This is a genomic window from Leifsonia sp. McL0627 (assembly GCF_058244615.1).
On the sequence record NZ_JBZCGM010000002.1, the window covers coordinates 639,873 to 653,943 of the forward strand.

General features: G+C 68.3%; 17 protein-coding genes and 1 pseudogene. 10 read left to right on the forward strand and 8 right to left on the reverse strand.

The features are described 5' to 3' along the window. Positions 1–51: 51 nt before the first annotated feature. The 5 genes from AC37TH_RS03590 to AC37TH_RS03610 form a co-directional block, all read right to left on the reverse strand. Complete coding sequence (locus AC37TH_RS03590; RefSeq protein WP_490762985.1) at positions 52–408, reverse strand: hypothetical protein; 357 nt, start codon at positions 406–408, stop codon at positions 52–54. Beyond that, positions 395–811 carry a flagellar export chaperone FliS gene (locus AC37TH_RS03595; protein ID WP_490762986.1) on the reverse strand — a complete coding sequence of 139 codons (417 nt, stop codon included), beginning with the start codon at positions 809–811 and terminating at the stop codon, positions 395–397. The genes AC37TH_RS03590 and AC37TH_RS03595 overlap by 14 nt, the downstream gene beginning before the upstream one ends. After that, the gene (fliD, locus tag AC37TH_RS03600; RefSeq protein ID WP_490762987.1) at positions 808–2,196 is read right to left on the reverse strand and encodes a flagellar filament capping protein FliD; all 1,389 of its coding nucleotides are present in this window, start codon (positions 2,194–2,196) and stop codon (positions 808–810) included. Before fliD ends, AC37TH_RS03595 begins: the two co-directional genes overlap by 4 nt. A gap of 112 nt (positions 2,197–2,308) precedes the next feature. Beyond that, positions 2,309–3,142 carry a flagellin N-terminal helical domain-containing protein gene (locus tag AC37TH_RS03605; RefSeq protein ID WP_490762988.1) on the reverse strand — a complete coding sequence of 278 codons (834 nt, stop codon included), beginning with the start codon at positions 3,140–3,142 and terminating at the stop codon, positions 2,309–2,311. Between the two features lie 92 nt (positions 3,143–3,234). Further along, positions 3,235–4,050: a sigma-70 family RNA polymerase sigma factor gene (locus AC37TH_RS03610; RefSeq protein ID WP_490762989.1), complete on the reverse strand. Its 816-nt coding sequence runs from the start codon at positions 4,048–4,050 to the stop codon at positions 3,235–3,237. Between the two features lie 394 nt (positions 4,051–4,444). Here AC37TH_RS03610 and flgN point away from each other — a divergent pair, with 394 nt between their 5' ends. The 5 genes from flgN to AC37TH_RS03635 are packed head-to-tail and all read left to right on the forward strand — an operon-like array spanning position 4,445 to position 7,642. Further along, on the forward strand, positions 4,445–4,939 hold the full coding sequence (gene flgN / locus AC37TH_RS03615) for a flagellar export chaperone FlgN (protein ID WP_490762990.1): 495 nt from the start codon (positions 4,445–4,447) through the stop codon (positions 4,937–4,939). A gap of 12 nt (positions 4,940–4,951) precedes the next feature. Continuing rightward, complete coding sequence (gene flgK, locus AC37TH_RS03620; RefSeq protein WP_490762991.1) at positions 4,952–6,376, forward strand: flagellar hook-associated protein FlgK; 1,425 nt, start codon at positions 4,952–4,954, stop codon at positions 6,374–6,376. A gap of 2 nt (positions 6,377–6,378) precedes the next feature. After that, on the forward strand, positions 6,379–6,969 hold the full coding sequence (locus AC37TH_RS03625) for a flagellin N-terminal helical domain-containing protein (RefSeq protein ID WP_490762992.1): 591 nt from the start codon (positions 6,379–6,381) through the stop codon (positions 6,967–6,969). After that, complete coding sequence (locus tag AC37TH_RS03630) at positions 6,918–7,262, forward strand: flagellin (RefSeq protein ID WP_490762993.1); 345 nt, start codon at positions 6,918–6,920, stop codon at positions 7,260–7,262. Before AC37TH_RS03625 ends, AC37TH_RS03630 begins: the two co-directional genes overlap by 52 nt. Next, a complete protein-coding gene (locus AC37TH_RS03635) occupies positions 7,259–7,642 on the forward strand; it encodes a flagellar assembly protein FliW (protein ID WP_490762994.1) in 384 nt (127 codons plus the stop codon). The genes AC37TH_RS03630 and AC37TH_RS03635 overlap by 4 nt, the downstream gene beginning before the upstream one ends. Positions 7,643–7,657: 15 nt before the next feature. Here AC37TH_RS03635 and AC37TH_RS03640 read toward each other — a convergent pair whose 3' ends face one another. Further along, a complete protein-coding gene (locus tag AC37TH_RS03640; RefSeq protein WP_490762995.1) occupies positions 7,658–8,929 on the reverse strand; it encodes a serine hydrolase domain-containing protein in 1,272 nt (423 codons plus the stop codon). A gap of 86 nt (positions 8,930–9,015) precedes the next feature. On the opposite strand from AC37TH_RS03640, the gene AC37TH_RS03645 reads away from it, so the two are divergent. The 4 genes from AC37TH_RS03645 to AC37TH_RS03660 all read left to right on the forward strand — a co-directional run bounded on the left by AC37TH_RS03645 (position 9,016) and on the right by AC37TH_RS03660 (position 11,182). After that, positions 9,016–9,315 (forward strand): DUF2470 domain-containing protein, encoded by a 300-nt coding sequence (locus tag AC37TH_RS03645; protein WP_490762996.1) that lies wholly within the window; start codon positions 9,016–9,018, stop codon positions 9,313–9,315. Between the two features lie 83 nt (positions 9,316–9,398). Further along, positions 9,399–9,812, forward strand: a complete 414-nt coding sequence (locus AC37TH_RS03650; RefSeq protein ID WP_490762997.1) for a DUF4383 domain-containing protein — start codon at positions 9,399–9,401, stop codon at positions 9,810–9,812. Positions 9,813–9,825: 13 nt separating this feature from the next. Then, positions 9,826–10,446 (forward strand): hypothetical protein, encoded by a 621-nt coding sequence (locus AC37TH_RS03655; RefSeq protein WP_490762998.1) that lies wholly within the window; start codon positions 9,826–9,828, stop codon positions 10,444–10,446. Positions 10,447–10,534: 88 nt separating this feature from the next. Then, complete coding sequence (locus AC37TH_RS03660) at positions 10,535–11,182, forward strand: biliverdin-producing heme oxygenase (protein ID WP_490762999.1); 648 nt, start codon at positions 10,535–10,537, stop codon at positions 11,180–11,182. A 37-nt stretch (positions 11,183–11,219) separates the two neighbouring features. On the opposite strand, the gene AC37TH_RS03665 is transcribed toward AC37TH_RS03660, so the two are convergent. Together AC37TH_RS03665 and AC37TH_RS03670 are read right to left on the reverse strand one after the other, a co-directional pair. Then, a complete protein-coding gene (locus AC37TH_RS03665; protein ID WP_490763000.1) occupies positions 11,220–11,573 on the reverse strand; it encodes an FHA domain-containing protein in 354 nt (117 codons plus the stop codon). A gap of 36 nt (positions 11,574–11,609) precedes the next feature. Beyond that, a pseudogene (locus AC37TH_RS03670) lies at positions 11,610–12,900 on the reverse strand (ATP-dependent DNA helicase). Between the two features lie 91 nt (positions 12,901–12,991). Here AC37TH_RS03670 and AC37TH_RS03675 point away from each other — a divergent pair. Then, positions 12,992–14,062 (forward strand): hypothetical protein, encoded by a 1,071-nt coding sequence (locus AC37TH_RS03675; RefSeq protein ID WP_490763001.1) that lies wholly within the window; start codon positions 12,992–12,994, stop codon positions 14,060–14,062. Positions 14,063–14,071 lie beyond the last annotated feature (9 nt).

Sequence of the window (14,071 nt, forward strand, 5' to 3'; positions counted from 1 at the left end):
CCGGGTGATGTGTAACCATTGAATCAGTTTCAGAAACAGAAAGTCAACCCGTCAGCCGATCAGGTCGAAGTACACCGGATGCGGGCCGACCTCGGTCGCGGGCACCGCGCGCACCGCGGCCAAGTGCTTCGCGGTCGTCTGGCGCACGTCCTCCAGGTAGCGGATCGTGTGCATCTGCGCCTCCAGGATGCGCGCCGCGCGCTCCATCAGTTCCGGTGGGATCGGACCGAGCGCAATCGGCGGGCGCCACGGCACCGGGTCGATGGTCGCCAGCGCGCCCTGCAGGTCGTGCTCCATGCTGGTCAGCGCCTCGTCCCATCCGGAGGGGGAGTGGGCGTCGTCCGCCGGCGCCTCCACGGGAGGGACCGAGTCGGCCTCCCACTGGGCGAAGTCGTCAGGCTGTGCCAAGGTTTCCGCCCGTCTCGGTGGGGAGCAGTGCTGCCGCCTCGTGCCAGGTCTGGCGGAGCGGTTCGATCAGGGTGATCGCCTCGCGCACCTTCTCCGGGTCGCGTTCGATGTTGCCGAAGACGATCAGGTCGGCCACGTAGGTGTAGAGCTGGAGCAGCCCGTCAGCACCGTCCCAGGCGTCGAGGCGCAGCGACGAGGCCAGCTCGGCGACGATCTGGTCGGCGTGCCGCAGGTTCTCCCAGGCGACCGGCCAGTTCTGTTCCGCCTGCGCCGTCTCTGCGCGGGTCAGGTCGAGGACGAGCCTGTCGTAGAGCATCGTCAGGAGTCGCACGGGGGAGGCGGAGAGGACCGCATCCCTGTTGTACGCATTGAGTTTCGCGGCCGTGCCGCTCAGGAGGCTCACGCAGAACTCGATGAGAGCGAGGCGAGTTGACCGGTCAGCCATGAGGATTGGGATTGCAGCTGTTGCAGCTGGACTTCGAGGTTCGCGTAGGTCTTCTCCAGCGTCGAGCGGCGGTCGGCGAGCCTGGTGTCCCAGTCGCTGATCTGGTCGTTGAGACCTTTCACGGTCTTCTGCTCACCAGAGATCTTCGTGGTGAGCGTTCCGTCGTACTTGTCGCTCGCGTTCGTGGCAGCCTCGGCCACGCGACCGGCGACCGTCGCGATCGCCGCCTTCACCTTCTCAGGGTCGGCGGCGAGCGCCGTCGCGAACTTGTCCTTGTCGAAGGTGAGCTGGCCGTCGCTGGTGATGTTGATGCCGTATGCCGAGGGGGAGACCCCGTTGATGGGCGCGGACGCCGCAGACATCAGCTTCTGGTTGGCATCCCTGACCGTCGAGTCGCCCGTGAAGGCGCCGGCCGTGACGACGGTGCCGCCCGTCGAGTTGGTGGTCGTCGCGACAGCCTGCTTCTGGCCGATGTACGTGAAGATGTCGTTCAGCGTGGTGACCAGGGAGTTCGCGAGGTCGTTGATCGACTTGTCGTCGCGGGCCACTGTCAGCGTGACAGGAGTGGTGGAGGCGGCGCTCACCGTGATGGAGACGCCGGGGAGCACATCCGTGAACGCGTTGGTGGACGAGGTGACCGCCTGGGCGGCGCCGGTGCCGCTCCACAGGGTGATCTGCGCATCCTGGGCCGCACGCACTTGAGCGGCGCCCGGCTCGGAGAGCAGGTTGGTGGCCGTTCCGGCCGTGACGTCGGCGGGGGTGCCGCGGTATGCGGTGAACGATCCGGATGCGCCGGTCGTGGTGGAGCTCAGCTGCAGCCGGTAGAGCTGCTGTCCGTTGACCGGGTCGAGTCCGGCGGAGACGCGCGTGGCGCTGACTCCGACGCCGGCCTTGTTGATCGCGGCGGCGACGTCGGCGAGCGACGAGCTGGCGGCCGTGACCTGCGTCGTCTTCCCGTCCGAGCCGACGAAGGTGAGCACAGGAGGCTGGTCCGGCCACTGGGTGAGCGGACCGGTGACGGTGACCTGGGACTGCGCGAGCTTGTCGACCGTGAAGTCGATGGTGCCGTCGACGGCGCCTGTTCCGGCGGTCGCGGTCACGGTGGTGGAGCTGCTGGTGGCGAGGTGCAGGTCGGTGCCCGCGGGCTTCGACGCCTTGGTCGCGGCGTCTGTGAGCGCAGCGACCTTGGCATTGAGGGCCTGCATCGCCGTGATGTATGTGGTGGAGTCGGTGACCTTGTTCTTCAGCAGGGTCTGCGGGACGGCTTCCGCCTGCATCAGTTGGTCGATCAGCTGGGTGGTGTTCAGACCGCTGATGAGCCCGTCGACAGCCATTCCGGCCATGAGCGTCTCCCTTCGTCTCTTCCGGCCGGGCGCATCTCCGCGTCGCGGGGAGGCTCAGCCGATGGTGCGGCCGGGATGCGCTTTGGGGTTGCGCATCCCGGCCGCGTCACTGCTAGCGAAGCAGCTGCAGAACGCCCTGGTTGGACTGGTTGGCCTGCGCGAGCATCGCGGTACCGGCCTGCGACAGGATGTTCGAGCGGGTGTACTTGACCATCTCGTCCGCCATGTCGGTGTCGGTGATGCGCGACTTCGCGGCCGACAGGTTCTCCTTGGAGACGTTGAGGCTGCGGATGGCGCTCTCGAAGCGGTTCTGGACCGCACCGAGGTTGGAGCGAGCGGTCGACACCGACGTGATCTGGGTGTCCAGAGCAGCGATCGAGGTCAGCGCGTTCGCAGCGCTGTCGAAGGTGAGCGTGCCGACCGCGGTGGCGACGGTGGCGACGTTGGCTCCGGAGAGGTCAACGGCGATCTGGTCGTTCGCGGCGACGGAACCGGCGCCGACCTGGAAGGTCAGCGTCGCGTTGGAGCCGTCGAGCAGGTTGATGCCGTTGAAGTTCGCGCTTCCGGAGATGCGCGTGAGCTCCTTGGTCAGCTGGTCGACCTCGGTCTTGATGGCGGTGCGCGAGTCGGCGTTGTTCGAGTCGCTGCCGGCCTGGACGGCCAGGTCACGCACGCGCTGCAGGATCGAGTGGACCTCGGTGAGCTGACCTTCAGCGGTCTGCACGACGCTGATGCCGTCCTGAGCGTTGCGGGCGGCGACCGTGAGGCCTCCGACCTGCGACTTCAGGCCCTCCGAGATGGCCAGGCCGGCCGCGTCGTCCGCCGCACGGTTGATGCGGAGGCCGCTGGACAGCTTCTCGAGCGACTTCGACAGGTCGCTCTGAGTGTTGTTCAGGTTGCGGTAGGCGTTGAGTGCCGAAATGTTGGTGTTGATCTGCATACCCATGATTACTGTTCCTCCGTGATTGGGTTCGTGCGGCCCATCCGTGGCCCGCAACGTCTTCTATCGGCCGTTTCGTGCGTCCCGTTAGCAACGACTCAGGATGCGCGGACGGACGTGGATGTGGGGGGCGGGGAGAGGCGGGCGACGTTCGCGACGGCGTGCTGCGCGAGACGCGCGAGGTACGCGCTGCGGCGGGCCTGCGACGTCTTGGCCTCGATCACCTGGGGGTCGCCCTCGTCGGCGTAGTGGGTCGCCATCCCCTCGCGCATGAGGCGGATCGCTTCCGAGCGCTGCTGCGACACGGCCGAGTGGGTGATGCCCAGCTCTTCCGCCACCTCGGTCACCGTGCGGTCGTCGAAGTAGATCGCCTCGACCACGTACCGCATCCGCTCGGGGAGGGCGGAGACGGCGGCCCGCACGTACGCGGTCTGCTCGCCGGCCAGTAACGAGTCTTCGGGGGAGACCGCGTCGGAGACGAGGATCGTCTCGACGGTCTCGTCGATGGTGGTGACCGTCCGGGAGGCGTCGGCGAGTGCCGCGGAGGCGGTGTCGCGGTCCACGCCGAGCGCGTTCGCGATCTCCTCGACGTTCGGCGTGCGGCCGAGACCGGCGGTGAGGCTCTCCTGCACGGCCATCGTCTCTTTGATGCGCTTGCGTGCGGAGCGGGTGGCCCAGTCGCTCGCTCGCATCTCGTCGGCGAAGGCGCCGACGATGCGGGTGCGGGCGTACGCGCCGAACGGGATGCCGAGGGTCGGGTCGTATGCGCCCGCCGCCTGGACGAGGGCGAGAGCGCCGGCCGAGGCCAGGTCGTCGCGCGACAAGTGCGTCGCGCGCGAACACAGATCGGAGACGAGATAGCCGACGAGCGGCAGGTTCTCGACGACGAGCGTGTTGCGTTCTGTCCGGTTCACGCGGGCGGCCCCTGTCTTGGTCTGCCGAGCGCCCGCATCGGTCCGGCGTTCGCCGGCGGTTTCGGTGCGGGTGGTGCTCGGGAGGTGCAATGGATGTCCGGACTTACTTCGGGTGCCGAACAGGTGCTAGGGGTCGTGCTCGTGTTTACGGTAACAATTGCAAGTAACTCAGCACTCGTGTGTCGCGCCCCCACTATGGGGCAGGACCTACCCCCAGTACGGGGAATACTGACATTCATGTGAAAAGCGCTAGGCGTCCCAGCGAACTCAATGCTCAACGCCCCTAACATCGAGGCCAACCGTGCCGATGGTCCCTGGTGACGGCGCAGACCGTGCGCCGACGACCCGAGAGGACCATGTGCGCACGACGACTCACGAGGAGGTTGGCAGCGACATGGCGGCAAGCGAACTCTCAGCGCAACTCTGGAAAGAACGCGAACTTCTCGAGCTCCTCCTCTTCAAGCTCGAAGAGGAGCAGTTGCTGCTCACCGCGGGCAAGTCGCGCTGGATCTCCCACGCGACCCGCGAGGTCGAGCAGGTCATGGAGCGCATGCGCTCCGTCGGCCTCGCACGCACCGTGCAGGTCGCGACGCTGGCCGAGGAGTGGGGCATCAGCCCGGACTCCAGCCTCCGCGAACTCGCTGTCGCAGCACCGGACGGGATCTGGTCGGACATCTTCTCGTCGCACCTCGCAGCCATGATCGAACTCACCGGTCAGATCGCCGAGGTGCGCGACACCAACGAGCGCCTGCTGCGCGAAGCGGCACGCTCAGCCCAGGAGACCATCAACGGCCTGGCCGGCGGCGGGGGAGACCCCGGCGTCTACGGCTCAGGCGGCGAGAGCCGGCCCGGTGCATCCACCGCCAGGCTCTTCGACACGGAAGCGTAGGACGGCACCAGGATGAGCACCTTCAGCGGACTCAACACCGCATACACCGGCCTCGTCGCCGCCAAGGCGGGCCTCGACGTGGTCGGCCAGAACCTGGTCAACGCCAACACGCAGGGGTACACCCGGCAGCGCATCACCACCTCCGGCGTCCCGGCACTCAACCAGGCCGGCCTGTTCACCGGTGGCGTCCGTCCGGGCCAGGGCGTCAGCGTCGACGGCATCCAGCGCCTGGACGACGCGGCTCTGAACGCCCGCGTCCGCACCACCACGGCACTCTCCGGATACTCGAACACCAGGGCCTCGGCCCTCGCCACGCTCGAATCGTCGCTCAACGAGCCTGGCACGAACGGCATCTCTGCCCAGCTGCAGAAGTTCTGGTCCGCCTGGTCGGATGTGTCCAACCAAGCGGGGGAGCAGGCTCCGGCCGGCGTGCTGCTCGGCCAGGCAGGAACCCTCGTCACGCAGATCTCGCAAGGCTACGCCGCCGTCGACAACCAGTGGAGCGCGCTGCGCACCAACGTCGACGGCATGGTCACCGACCTCAACGGGGCCGCGAGCCAGGTCGCCGAGTTGAACGGCCGCATCCGGTCGACGCTCGCCGCCGGAGGCTCCGCGAACGAGCTGATGGACCGCCGCGACGTTCTCACCACCCAGATCGCGAACCTCGCAGGCGGCGTCGTCCACCCGAAGGACGACGGAACAGTGGATGTGCTGATCGGCGGCAACGCGATCGTCTCCGGTACCACCTTCAACGCCGTCCAGGCCGCCGGTGCCCGCACCATGGGCGACGCCACGTCGGCCCCTGTTCGCCTCGAATGGGCGCAGCGCCCCGGCTCGGCGATCGCGATGGAGGGCGGGTCGATCGGCGGCGCGCTGTCCACTCTGGCCCCGGCCGACGCCTCCGGAACCGGGGGAGTGCTCGCGGAGGCGGCCGCCGGCTACAACGCCTTCGCCGTCACCCTCGCGCAGCGCGTCAACGACCTGCACCGCACCGGAGCGACCCCGACCGGCGCGACCGGCCTCGACTTCTTCGCGATCGACGCGACCAAGCCCGCCGCCCTCGGCCTCTCCGTCGTGCCGACGAACATCAGCCAGATCGCGACAGGGACACCGGGAGCCGGCGGGAGCGACGGCAGCCTGGCGGGCGCCATCGCGCAGCTCGGCACGGGCCCGAACGCGGTGGACAAGCAGTGGTCGGCGTTCGTCGTTCGCATCGGCGTCGCCAGCAAGTCGGAGCAGCAGCAGTCCGACCTCGCCGACCTCGCCTCGAAGGGCGCCGTCAACGCGCAGCTCTCCACCTCGTCCGTCGACCTCGACGAAGAGAACATGAACATGCTGGCGTTCCAGCATGCGTACCAGGGCGCCGCCCGCGTGATGACCGCGGTCGACGAAGCGCTCGACGTGCTCATCAACCACACCGGACTGGTCGGGAGGTAACCGTGTTCACCCGTGTGACGAATGCGACCCAGACGCTCAACGCGCAGAACAACCTGCAGGCGAACCTGCAGCGCCAGGCGGCGCTCTACGATCAGGCGACCAGCAGGCGCCTGATCAACAAGCCGTCGGACGACCCGACGGCCACGGCGAGCGCCCTCAGCGTCCGCTCCGATCAGGCGGCCACCGCGCAGTACGCCCGCAACGCGAACAACGGCGACGCGTGGCTCACCACCGCAGACTCGACGCTCACCTCCGTCGAGGCGATCATGAACAGGGTCCGCGACCTCACGGTGCAGGGCTCCAACGACGGCGCGCTGTCTCCGGAGGCGAAGGAATCCGTCGCCACCGAGCTCGACGGCCTCAAGAAAGCCTGCTCTCGCTCGCGAACACCACCTACCTCGGCCGCAACGTCTTCGCGGGCAACTCGAACGCCGGTGTGGCGTTCCAGCCCGACTACTCCTTCACCGGGGTCGCCGGGAGTACAGTCGACCGCATGGTCGGCCCTGGGACGACGGTTCGCGTCGACTCGGACGGTTCTGCGGTGTTCGGCACGGGCGCGAACTCGGTGTTCGCCCTCATCGACAACACCGTGAGCGACCTGCGCACGGGCGTGAACACCGGGCCGCGCCTCGGGGAGATCGACGATCGGATGAAGGCCATCGTGGGAGAGCATGCGGAGATCGGCGGGCGACAGACCCGGATCGACAAGGCGAAGGACACCCTTGCGGTGAGCAGCAACTCGCTCGAAGCGCAGCGCGCCGGCATCGAGGACGTCGACCTCAGCAAGGTCCTCCTCGACCTGAAGACCCAGGATGTGAACTACCAGACCGCGATCGCCGTCACGGCCCGCGTGCTCCAGCCGACGCTGATGGACTTCCTCCGATGAGCGCCGTCAGCTTCCTCACCCCGCCTCCCGGCCTCGAACCGCTCGTCGACTTCGAGCTCACAGCCGTTGCAGGCGCGGAGGGTCTCTACACGCTGCAGGCGTCCGAGCGTCCGGAGATCCGCCTGTTCACGATCGACGTGGCCAGGCACCTGCCCGGATACTCGCCGGAGCTCCCGGACGACAGGGCCGCCGAGCTCGGCGTCACCACCGCGGAGGAGATCCTCGCCCTGGTCGTCGTCACGCCGTCGAGAGAGGGCAGCACGGTCAACCTCGCCGCTCCCGTGCTCGTCAACCGCGCAACGGGCGCCGGACTCCAGCTGGTGCTCGACGACGACGTGTTCCCCGTGCAGGCCGAGCTGGCCGCACTCGCGGGGGCCTGAGCAGCCCGTCCGCTCCTACTTGGCCGGCGGGCAGGGCACCGTCTTGCCCATCGCCTCGGTCATCTGCCCCTCCGACCACGGCAGCCCGGCAACGACCTTGGCGCCCTTCACCTTCGCGGGCGCCTTCGACGCGATGGAGGCGAGGCGCTGCGCCAGATACTGCGCGAACGCAGGCCCCGGCGTCGAGTTGTTGAGGGCGACGACGATGGTCAGACCGGACGCCGGGTCGCTGTACATCGCGGAGAGGTAGCCGGGGATCGCCCCGCTGCTGCCGCGCAGGGGGCCGAGAATCTGCATCCCGAGTCCGTACTTCTGCCAGTCGGAGCCGTTCGGGATGCCGGTGGCCTGCGCCTTCGCCGACGCCTTGGACAACAGAGACCCTGTCGCGAGCGCCTGCACGTACGACTTGAGGTCCGGAACGTTCGAGACGACCCCGGATGCGGTCCAGCCCATCGACGGCGACAGGTGCGTCACATCCCGCATCGGCGTGCACACCACAGCGCCCGCGGCGTCGATGCCCACTGAGTAACCGGTCGGGTGCGCGCCGGGCACGGTGAGCTGGGCCGGCCCTGGAAAAGCGCTCGACTGCATCCCGAGCTTGCCGAAGATGTAGCTGGAGTAGAGGTCTTGCCAGCTTCTGCCCGTGGCGTTCTCGAGGGCCATGCCGAGGAGGACGAAGTTGGTCATCGACATCCCGAGCTTCTCGCCCGGTTTGCCGATCGGCGTCGTCGCGATGCCGTCGCTGGCGAGTTCTAGTGCAGGCCACTGCCTGGTGGGGTTGTTGAGGAAAGTCGGGTTCAGTTCGCCCTGGAAGTCGGCGATGCCGGAGGTGTTCTGGCAGAGCTCGCGCAGGGTGACACCGTCGACGCCGACGATCCCCGGCAGCCATTTGGTGAGTGCGTCGTCGAGATCGACCTTCCCGGCGTCGACCAGCGAGAGCAGAACGGTGCAGGTCATCGGCATCGTGTTCTGGGCGACACGGAACGTCATGTTCGCGGTGACCGGCTTCGACCCTGTGAGGGTGGTGGTGCCGATCCCGTCCGTCCAGCTGCCCGCCCACGGCGCCCACACACCGACCATCGCACCGGATGCGCCCGCCTGCTTCATCGCATCCGTCACGGCTGCTTTGAGCTTGCCCGTGATCGCGGAGGAGAAGCCGCCTGCGACTTGCTGGGGGAGATCGGGGGCCGCGCCCGCATTGGGCGTGCACGCCGAGAGGATGAGGGCCACGACGCTCGCCAGTGCGACGACGGTGAACCGTCTCGCCCCACTCGTTCGTCGTCGCATACTGCCATCCCCCGATGGTTCGGTGTCCCTGGTCCAAGGATTCTAACCGCTCACGGGGGACGGACAGCGCAGCATACGATCGAGGCATGCAGAGCTTTCCTCCCGAGGTGGTCGACGCCGTCCTCCGGCACATGAACAGCGACCACACGGACGACAGCCTCGTGATCGTGCGCGCCAACGGTGCGCCGGATGCCGCGGAGGCCGGCATGACCGGCCTGGATGCGGCCGGCGGGGTGTGGAGAGTCACCACGGCCTCCGGCGCCGGGAGCGAGCTGCGCATCCCGTGGACGATCCCGGTGGCAGAGCGTGCGGACCTCCGCAAAGCAGTCGTGCTGCTCTACCGTTCGGCGTGTCGGACCCTCGGCATCGAGCCCCGCTCCGAGTAGCCGCCAATCCGTTCCTCCGCGCCCTCCGAACACGTGGATGAGGCGCAGCGACAGCCGCGTCGCCATAACAGGAGGAAAACGAAATGCGCAATTCACCTAATCGCCTGGTCGCGACGATCTTCGGCGCTGTCTATCTTCTCGTCGGCCTGCTCGGCTTCGCATACACCGGAGGCGTCGGCTTCGTCGCCACGAGCGGCGGACTCATCCTCGGAATCTTCGAGGTCAACCCGCTGCACAACATCGCCCACCTGCTGATCGGCGCTGCGCTGCTCATCGCCGGACTCACCAGGCTCGCCGCCGCGAAGGCCGTGAACGCCACGGTCGGCGCCGTCTACCTGCTGCTCGGCATCGTCGGATTCTTCCTGGTCGGCACGGGGGCGAACATCCTCGCCCTGAATACGCCGGACCACTTCCTGCACCTGGTGAGCGCGATCGTGCTCCTCGGTGTCGGCCTCGGCGCGGAGAAGACCGTCCGCTCGCGCTCGGCCGTCGCCTGATCGACGAGCCACGGTGAGCATCGTGCGAACGAGCAAACTGCTGGAGAGCACCGCGTCCGTGCGCACAGTGACAGGGGCACTTCAGGGGGAGTCGAGGACCATCGAGGTCTCGGCGGCGACACGGGCCTGGCTCGCCGTGGCCGCACTGGGGGCCGGCCTGCTGCACGCAGCGCTGGCCGCCAGCGCACCCGTCCCGGCCGCGATCGTCCTGCTGGCGTTCGCGGCCGCGGAGCTCGGGTGGGCGGTCGTGACCTTCCGGCGCGACCGTCCCCCCTTCTTCCGCGCCGCGCTCGGGGTCGCGCTGGTGCCCGTCGGCGCGTGGGCGCTGGTCGCGACCGTCGGAGCCACCTCTGAGGCCGGGACGATCCTGGCACTCCCGCCGCTGCCGATCGGGGTCGCCGCCCTGCTGGACTTCGCGATCGCGGCGACCGTCGCGGTGGTGCTCCGGCGCCGGTCGGCTGCGACAACCCGGGATGAGGTTCCCGCCGTTCGGCCCACCGGGCCGCTGCGGTTCGTCCTCGCGCTGCTGCTGAGTGCCGCCGCGGTCTGTGCTGTCACCATCCCGGCTCTCGGTCTCACGGATGCGGGTGTCGCGGCCGTGAGCGTTCACCTCCAGCACGCGGGCCACCACTGATCGGGTGGCTTTCCCCGGTTCGCTGCCATACACTTAGGGCACCCTTGGTTAGGACTACCTAACTACATCCCGACCCGGCTGGAGCATCGTGGCAGCAATAATCCCCTTCTCCCAAGCACTCCGCGAACGGACGCGAACCGACCACGGCTCGAGCGAGGGCGCCGGCTTCATGCAAGACCTGATGAGCGGCAAGGGCGACCGCGACGACTACATCGCGCTCGTCGCCCAGCACTACTTCATCTACCAGGCCCTGGAAGCGGTGTCCACCCGGATGACCGGCGACCCTGTCGCCGCCGCGTTCATCACCCCCAAACTCACCCGCCTTCCCGCCATCGAGGCCGACCTGGAGTTCCTGCTCGGCCAGGACTGGCGCGACCAGATCACCCCCCTGCCCACGACCATCCGGTATGTTGCGCGCATCCACGAGGTCGGCACCGACTGGCCGGGCGGGTTCATCGCGCACCACTACACGCGCTACCTCGGCGACCTGTCCGGCGGCCAGATCATCCGAACGCTGATGCAGCGGCAGTTCGGTTTCGAGACGAACGGCGTCGGCTTCTACCTGTTCGCCGAGATCGCGAAGCCGCGCGAGTTCAAAGACGTCTACCGCGCCCAGCTCGACGCCGTCGACTGGGACGACGCCGAACGCGACCGCGTCATCGACGAGGTCATCGTCGCCTACGCCTTCAACACGGCACTCTTCGAGGACCTCGCCGCCGCCAAGCTCGCCGCCTGACGCGTCTCAGCGCGACGCGCGCCAGCCCGTCCGCGCGTCAGCGACGCGAGAGCACGAACGAGGCGCTGCCGAAGCGCACCGTCGAGCCGGGGTCGACCTCGTGGCGGGTCTTCGGATCGCAAGCGTATGCGCCGTCGCCCGGGTACACGATCGTGGTGCCGTTCGCCGAGCCGAGGTCGAACACCCAGAACACGCCGTCGTACTGACCGAAGGCCAGGTGCGCCCGCGAGATCGACTTGGCGTCGTCCTCCACCGTGATCAGCTCGACGTGCGCCGGGTCGTCCAGCTCCGTGCCGGGGGTGTGCGAGACCGGGTTGCGCCCGATCACGCCGTTGCCACTGGTCTCCACGTGCTGCCCGTCCGAGAAGTCGAGCACGAAAGTCACCGCCATTTGAATCTCCTGTCGCGTGAGGTCCGCCGAGCGCGCCTAGCTCTCCCTCGGCCGGGTGCGCATGAATCGTTCGACGTCCGCATCCACCATGATGTCGCTCGGCCGCAGCGGCCGCGACAAGTACAACCCGTCCAGGGACGTGATGCGGCTGAGCGCCACGTAGGTCTGGCCGGGACTGAACGCCCGCTGGCCCAGGTCGACGACCGCTGCGTCGTACGTCTTGCCCTGCGACTTGTGGATGGTGACCGCCCACGCCAGCCGCAGCGGGAACTGCGTGAACTCGGCGACGACGTCTTTGGTGAGCTTCTTGGTGGCGGGGGAGTATGCGTACTTGAACTTCTCCCAGATCGCCGGCTCCACCTCGTGGATCTCGCCGTCCACCTCCACGTAGACGTTGGAGTCGATGCGCGTGACGGTGCCGATGGTGCCGTTGACCCAGCGCGGCCCCTCCCCGCCCTGGCCGACGTCGTTGCGGAGGAACATGACCTGCGCGCCGACCTTCAGTTCGAGCGACTCGTCCGCCGGGTATGTCCGGCCGCCGAAGTCGCCGCTGACCTCCGCCTTCGCGGTGAGCGCACGCCCGGGCAGGCGACGCAGCGCCTCCGCGTTGATCCGGTTGACCGCGTCGTTGCGGGTCGCGAGCGTGATCGTGCCGTCGTCCGGCGCCGGCCGCGCCCCCATCTCGTTGAGGCGGTCGGCGATCTCCTTGGTGACCTGACCGTGCCGCACGGCGTTGAGCATGTATTTGAAGTCGGACTCGTGCTGCCGGTGCACCTCCACGAGCTCCACGATCTTGAGGTCGGCTTCCAGCCACACCTTCGCGTCGAAGAACCACATGGACCGGTAGTTGTCGCCGAAGTACGCCCGCTCCTCCGGGTCGCCCGGCACAGGGGCGAGCTGGTACGGGTCGCCGAACAGCACCACCTGCACGCCGCCGAACGGCTCGCCTTTGCGCTGCCTGGCCTGGCGCAGGCTGCGGTCGACCGCATCCATCAGGTCGGCGTTGACCATCGAGACCTCGTCGATGACGAGCGTGTCGATGCTGTTCAGCAGTTTGCGCAGTTCGGCGCTCTGCTCGATGTCGTGGTCGGCGATGACGCCGATCGGCAGCCGGAACAGCGAGTGGATGGTCTGGCCGCCGACGTTCAGCGCAGCGACGCCCGTCGGCGCGGAGATGACGAAGCGACTTCTCCGTGTTCCAGGAGAGGTGGTTGAGCAGCGTGGACTTTCCCGTGCCGGCCCTGCCGGTGACGAACACGTGTTCACGGGTGTGCTCGATCAGCTCGAACACTCGCTGTTGTTCGGGCGTGAGGGAGACTCGGCCCATCCGATTCCCTTCCGTCGAGCGACCTGCCGAACTACTCTAACGCGGCCGTGGGCTCGGGCGGCGGTTCTCCACAGGCCCATAGGATGGCGGCATGGGTGGGGATGATTCCGGCGAAGCAGCGTCGCACCCGTTCGCAGCCCTCAGCCCCCGGATGCGTCTCGTCCTGATCTGGTCGGGCGTGGCTGTTCTGCTGGTCCTCGCCTTCCTCGCGGCGTTCGGCGCCGTGCAACGCGCGTTCTACAGTCCGGGCGGCTTCGCCACGTCGTACGTCGAATCGCTCGCCTCCCACGACGTGCACGCCGCGCTGGCGATGCCCGGCGCCGACCCGAGCGCCGCCTCCCTCTCGGCGCAAGGCCTGCCATCGCAGCCGTCCCGCGAGCTGCTCCGACCGGATGTGCTCCCTCGCCTGACCGGCATCCGGGTCGTCAGCGACGACCAGCTCGCGTCGGGGGAGCATCTGGTGGAGGTCGCGGCGCTGGCGGACGGCCACCGGGTCACAGCGAAGTTCACACTCCGCCAGACCGGTTCCGTGCTCGGGGTGCTCCCGCTCTGGGAGTTCGCGAAGACACCGCTGACGGTCGCGCGCATCCAGGTGCAGCACGCCGACACGTTCACCATCGCCGGCCACACCCTCGAACCGCGCGCGACCGAGCAGCAAGCGGCCGACGCGTTCTCGGTCGCCGCCGACTACCTGATGTTCGCGCCCGCACGCTACGAGCTCGGCCACCACTCCCGCTACCTCACCGCCGAGACGGTGGCGTTCTCCGCAGCGGCGAGCCGGCGGGTCCAGGTGGCAGTGGATGCGCAACCGAACCCGGCGTTCACCGCCGTCGTGCAGAAGCAACTCCACGACTTCCTCGACGAGTGTGCGAAGCAGCAGGTGCTGCAACCGGCCGGCTGCCCGTTCGGCGCAGTGATCGACGACCGCGTGCAAGGTCTACCCGCCTGGTCGATCACCCAGTATCCGGCCGTGACCGTCCAGGCGGGCGAGCACGGCTGGACGGTGCCGAGCGCCACGGGCTCCGCGCACCTGTCGGTGACGGTGCAGTCGCTCTTCGACGGCTCAGTATCGCAACGGGAGAGCGACGAGCCCTTCGCGATGTCGGTCTCGAAGATCACGCTCCGGGAGGACGGCGGGATCGACCTGGTGGTCGCGCAGTAGGGGAGAGCC

What these genes read in the sequence shown, in the direction of transcription:
- AC37TH_RS03635 (WP_490762994.1), top strand. Translation starts at nt 7,259, where the DNA reads ATGAGCGCCGTCAGCTTCCTCACCCCGCCTCCCGGCCTCGAACCGCTC.
- AC37TH_RS03640 (WP_490762995.1), bottom strand. Translation starts at nt 8,929, where the DNA reads ATGCGACGACGAACGAGTGGGGCGAGACGGTTCACCGTCGTCGCACTG.
- AC37TH_RS03605 (WP_490762988.1), bottom strand. Translation starts at nt 3,142, where the DNA reads ATGGGTATGCAGATCAACACCAACATTTCGGCACTCAACGCCTACCGC.
- fliD (WP_490762987.1), bottom strand. Translation starts at nt 2,196, where the DNA reads ATGGCCGGAATGGCTGTCGACGGGCTCATCAGCGGTCTGAACACCACC.
- AC37TH_RS03665 (WP_490763000.1), bottom strand. Translation starts at nt 11,573, where the DNA reads ATGGCGGTGACTTTCGTGCTCGACTTCTCGGACGGGCAGCACGTGGAG.
- AC37TH_RS03650 (WP_490762997.1), top strand. Translation starts at nt 9,399, where the DNA reads ATGCGCAATTCACCTAATCGCCTGGTCGCGACGATCTTCGGCGCTGTC.
- flgN (WP_490762990.1), top strand. Translation starts at nt 4,445, where the DNA reads ATGGCGGCAAGCGAACTCTCAGCGCAACTCTGGAAAGAACGCGAACTT.
- AC37TH_RS03645 (WP_490762996.1), top strand. Translation starts at nt 9,016, where the DNA reads ATGCAGAGCTTTCCTCCCGAGGTGGTCGACGCCGTCCTCCGGCACATG.
- AC37TH_RS03675 (WP_490763001.1), top strand. Translation starts at nt 12,992, where the DNA reads ATGGGTGGGGATGATTCCGGCGAAGCAGCGTCGCACCCGTTCGCAGCC.
- flgK (WP_490762991.1), top strand. Translation starts at nt 4,952, where the DNA reads ATGAGCACCTTCAGCGGACTCAACACCGCATACACCGGCCTCGTCGCC.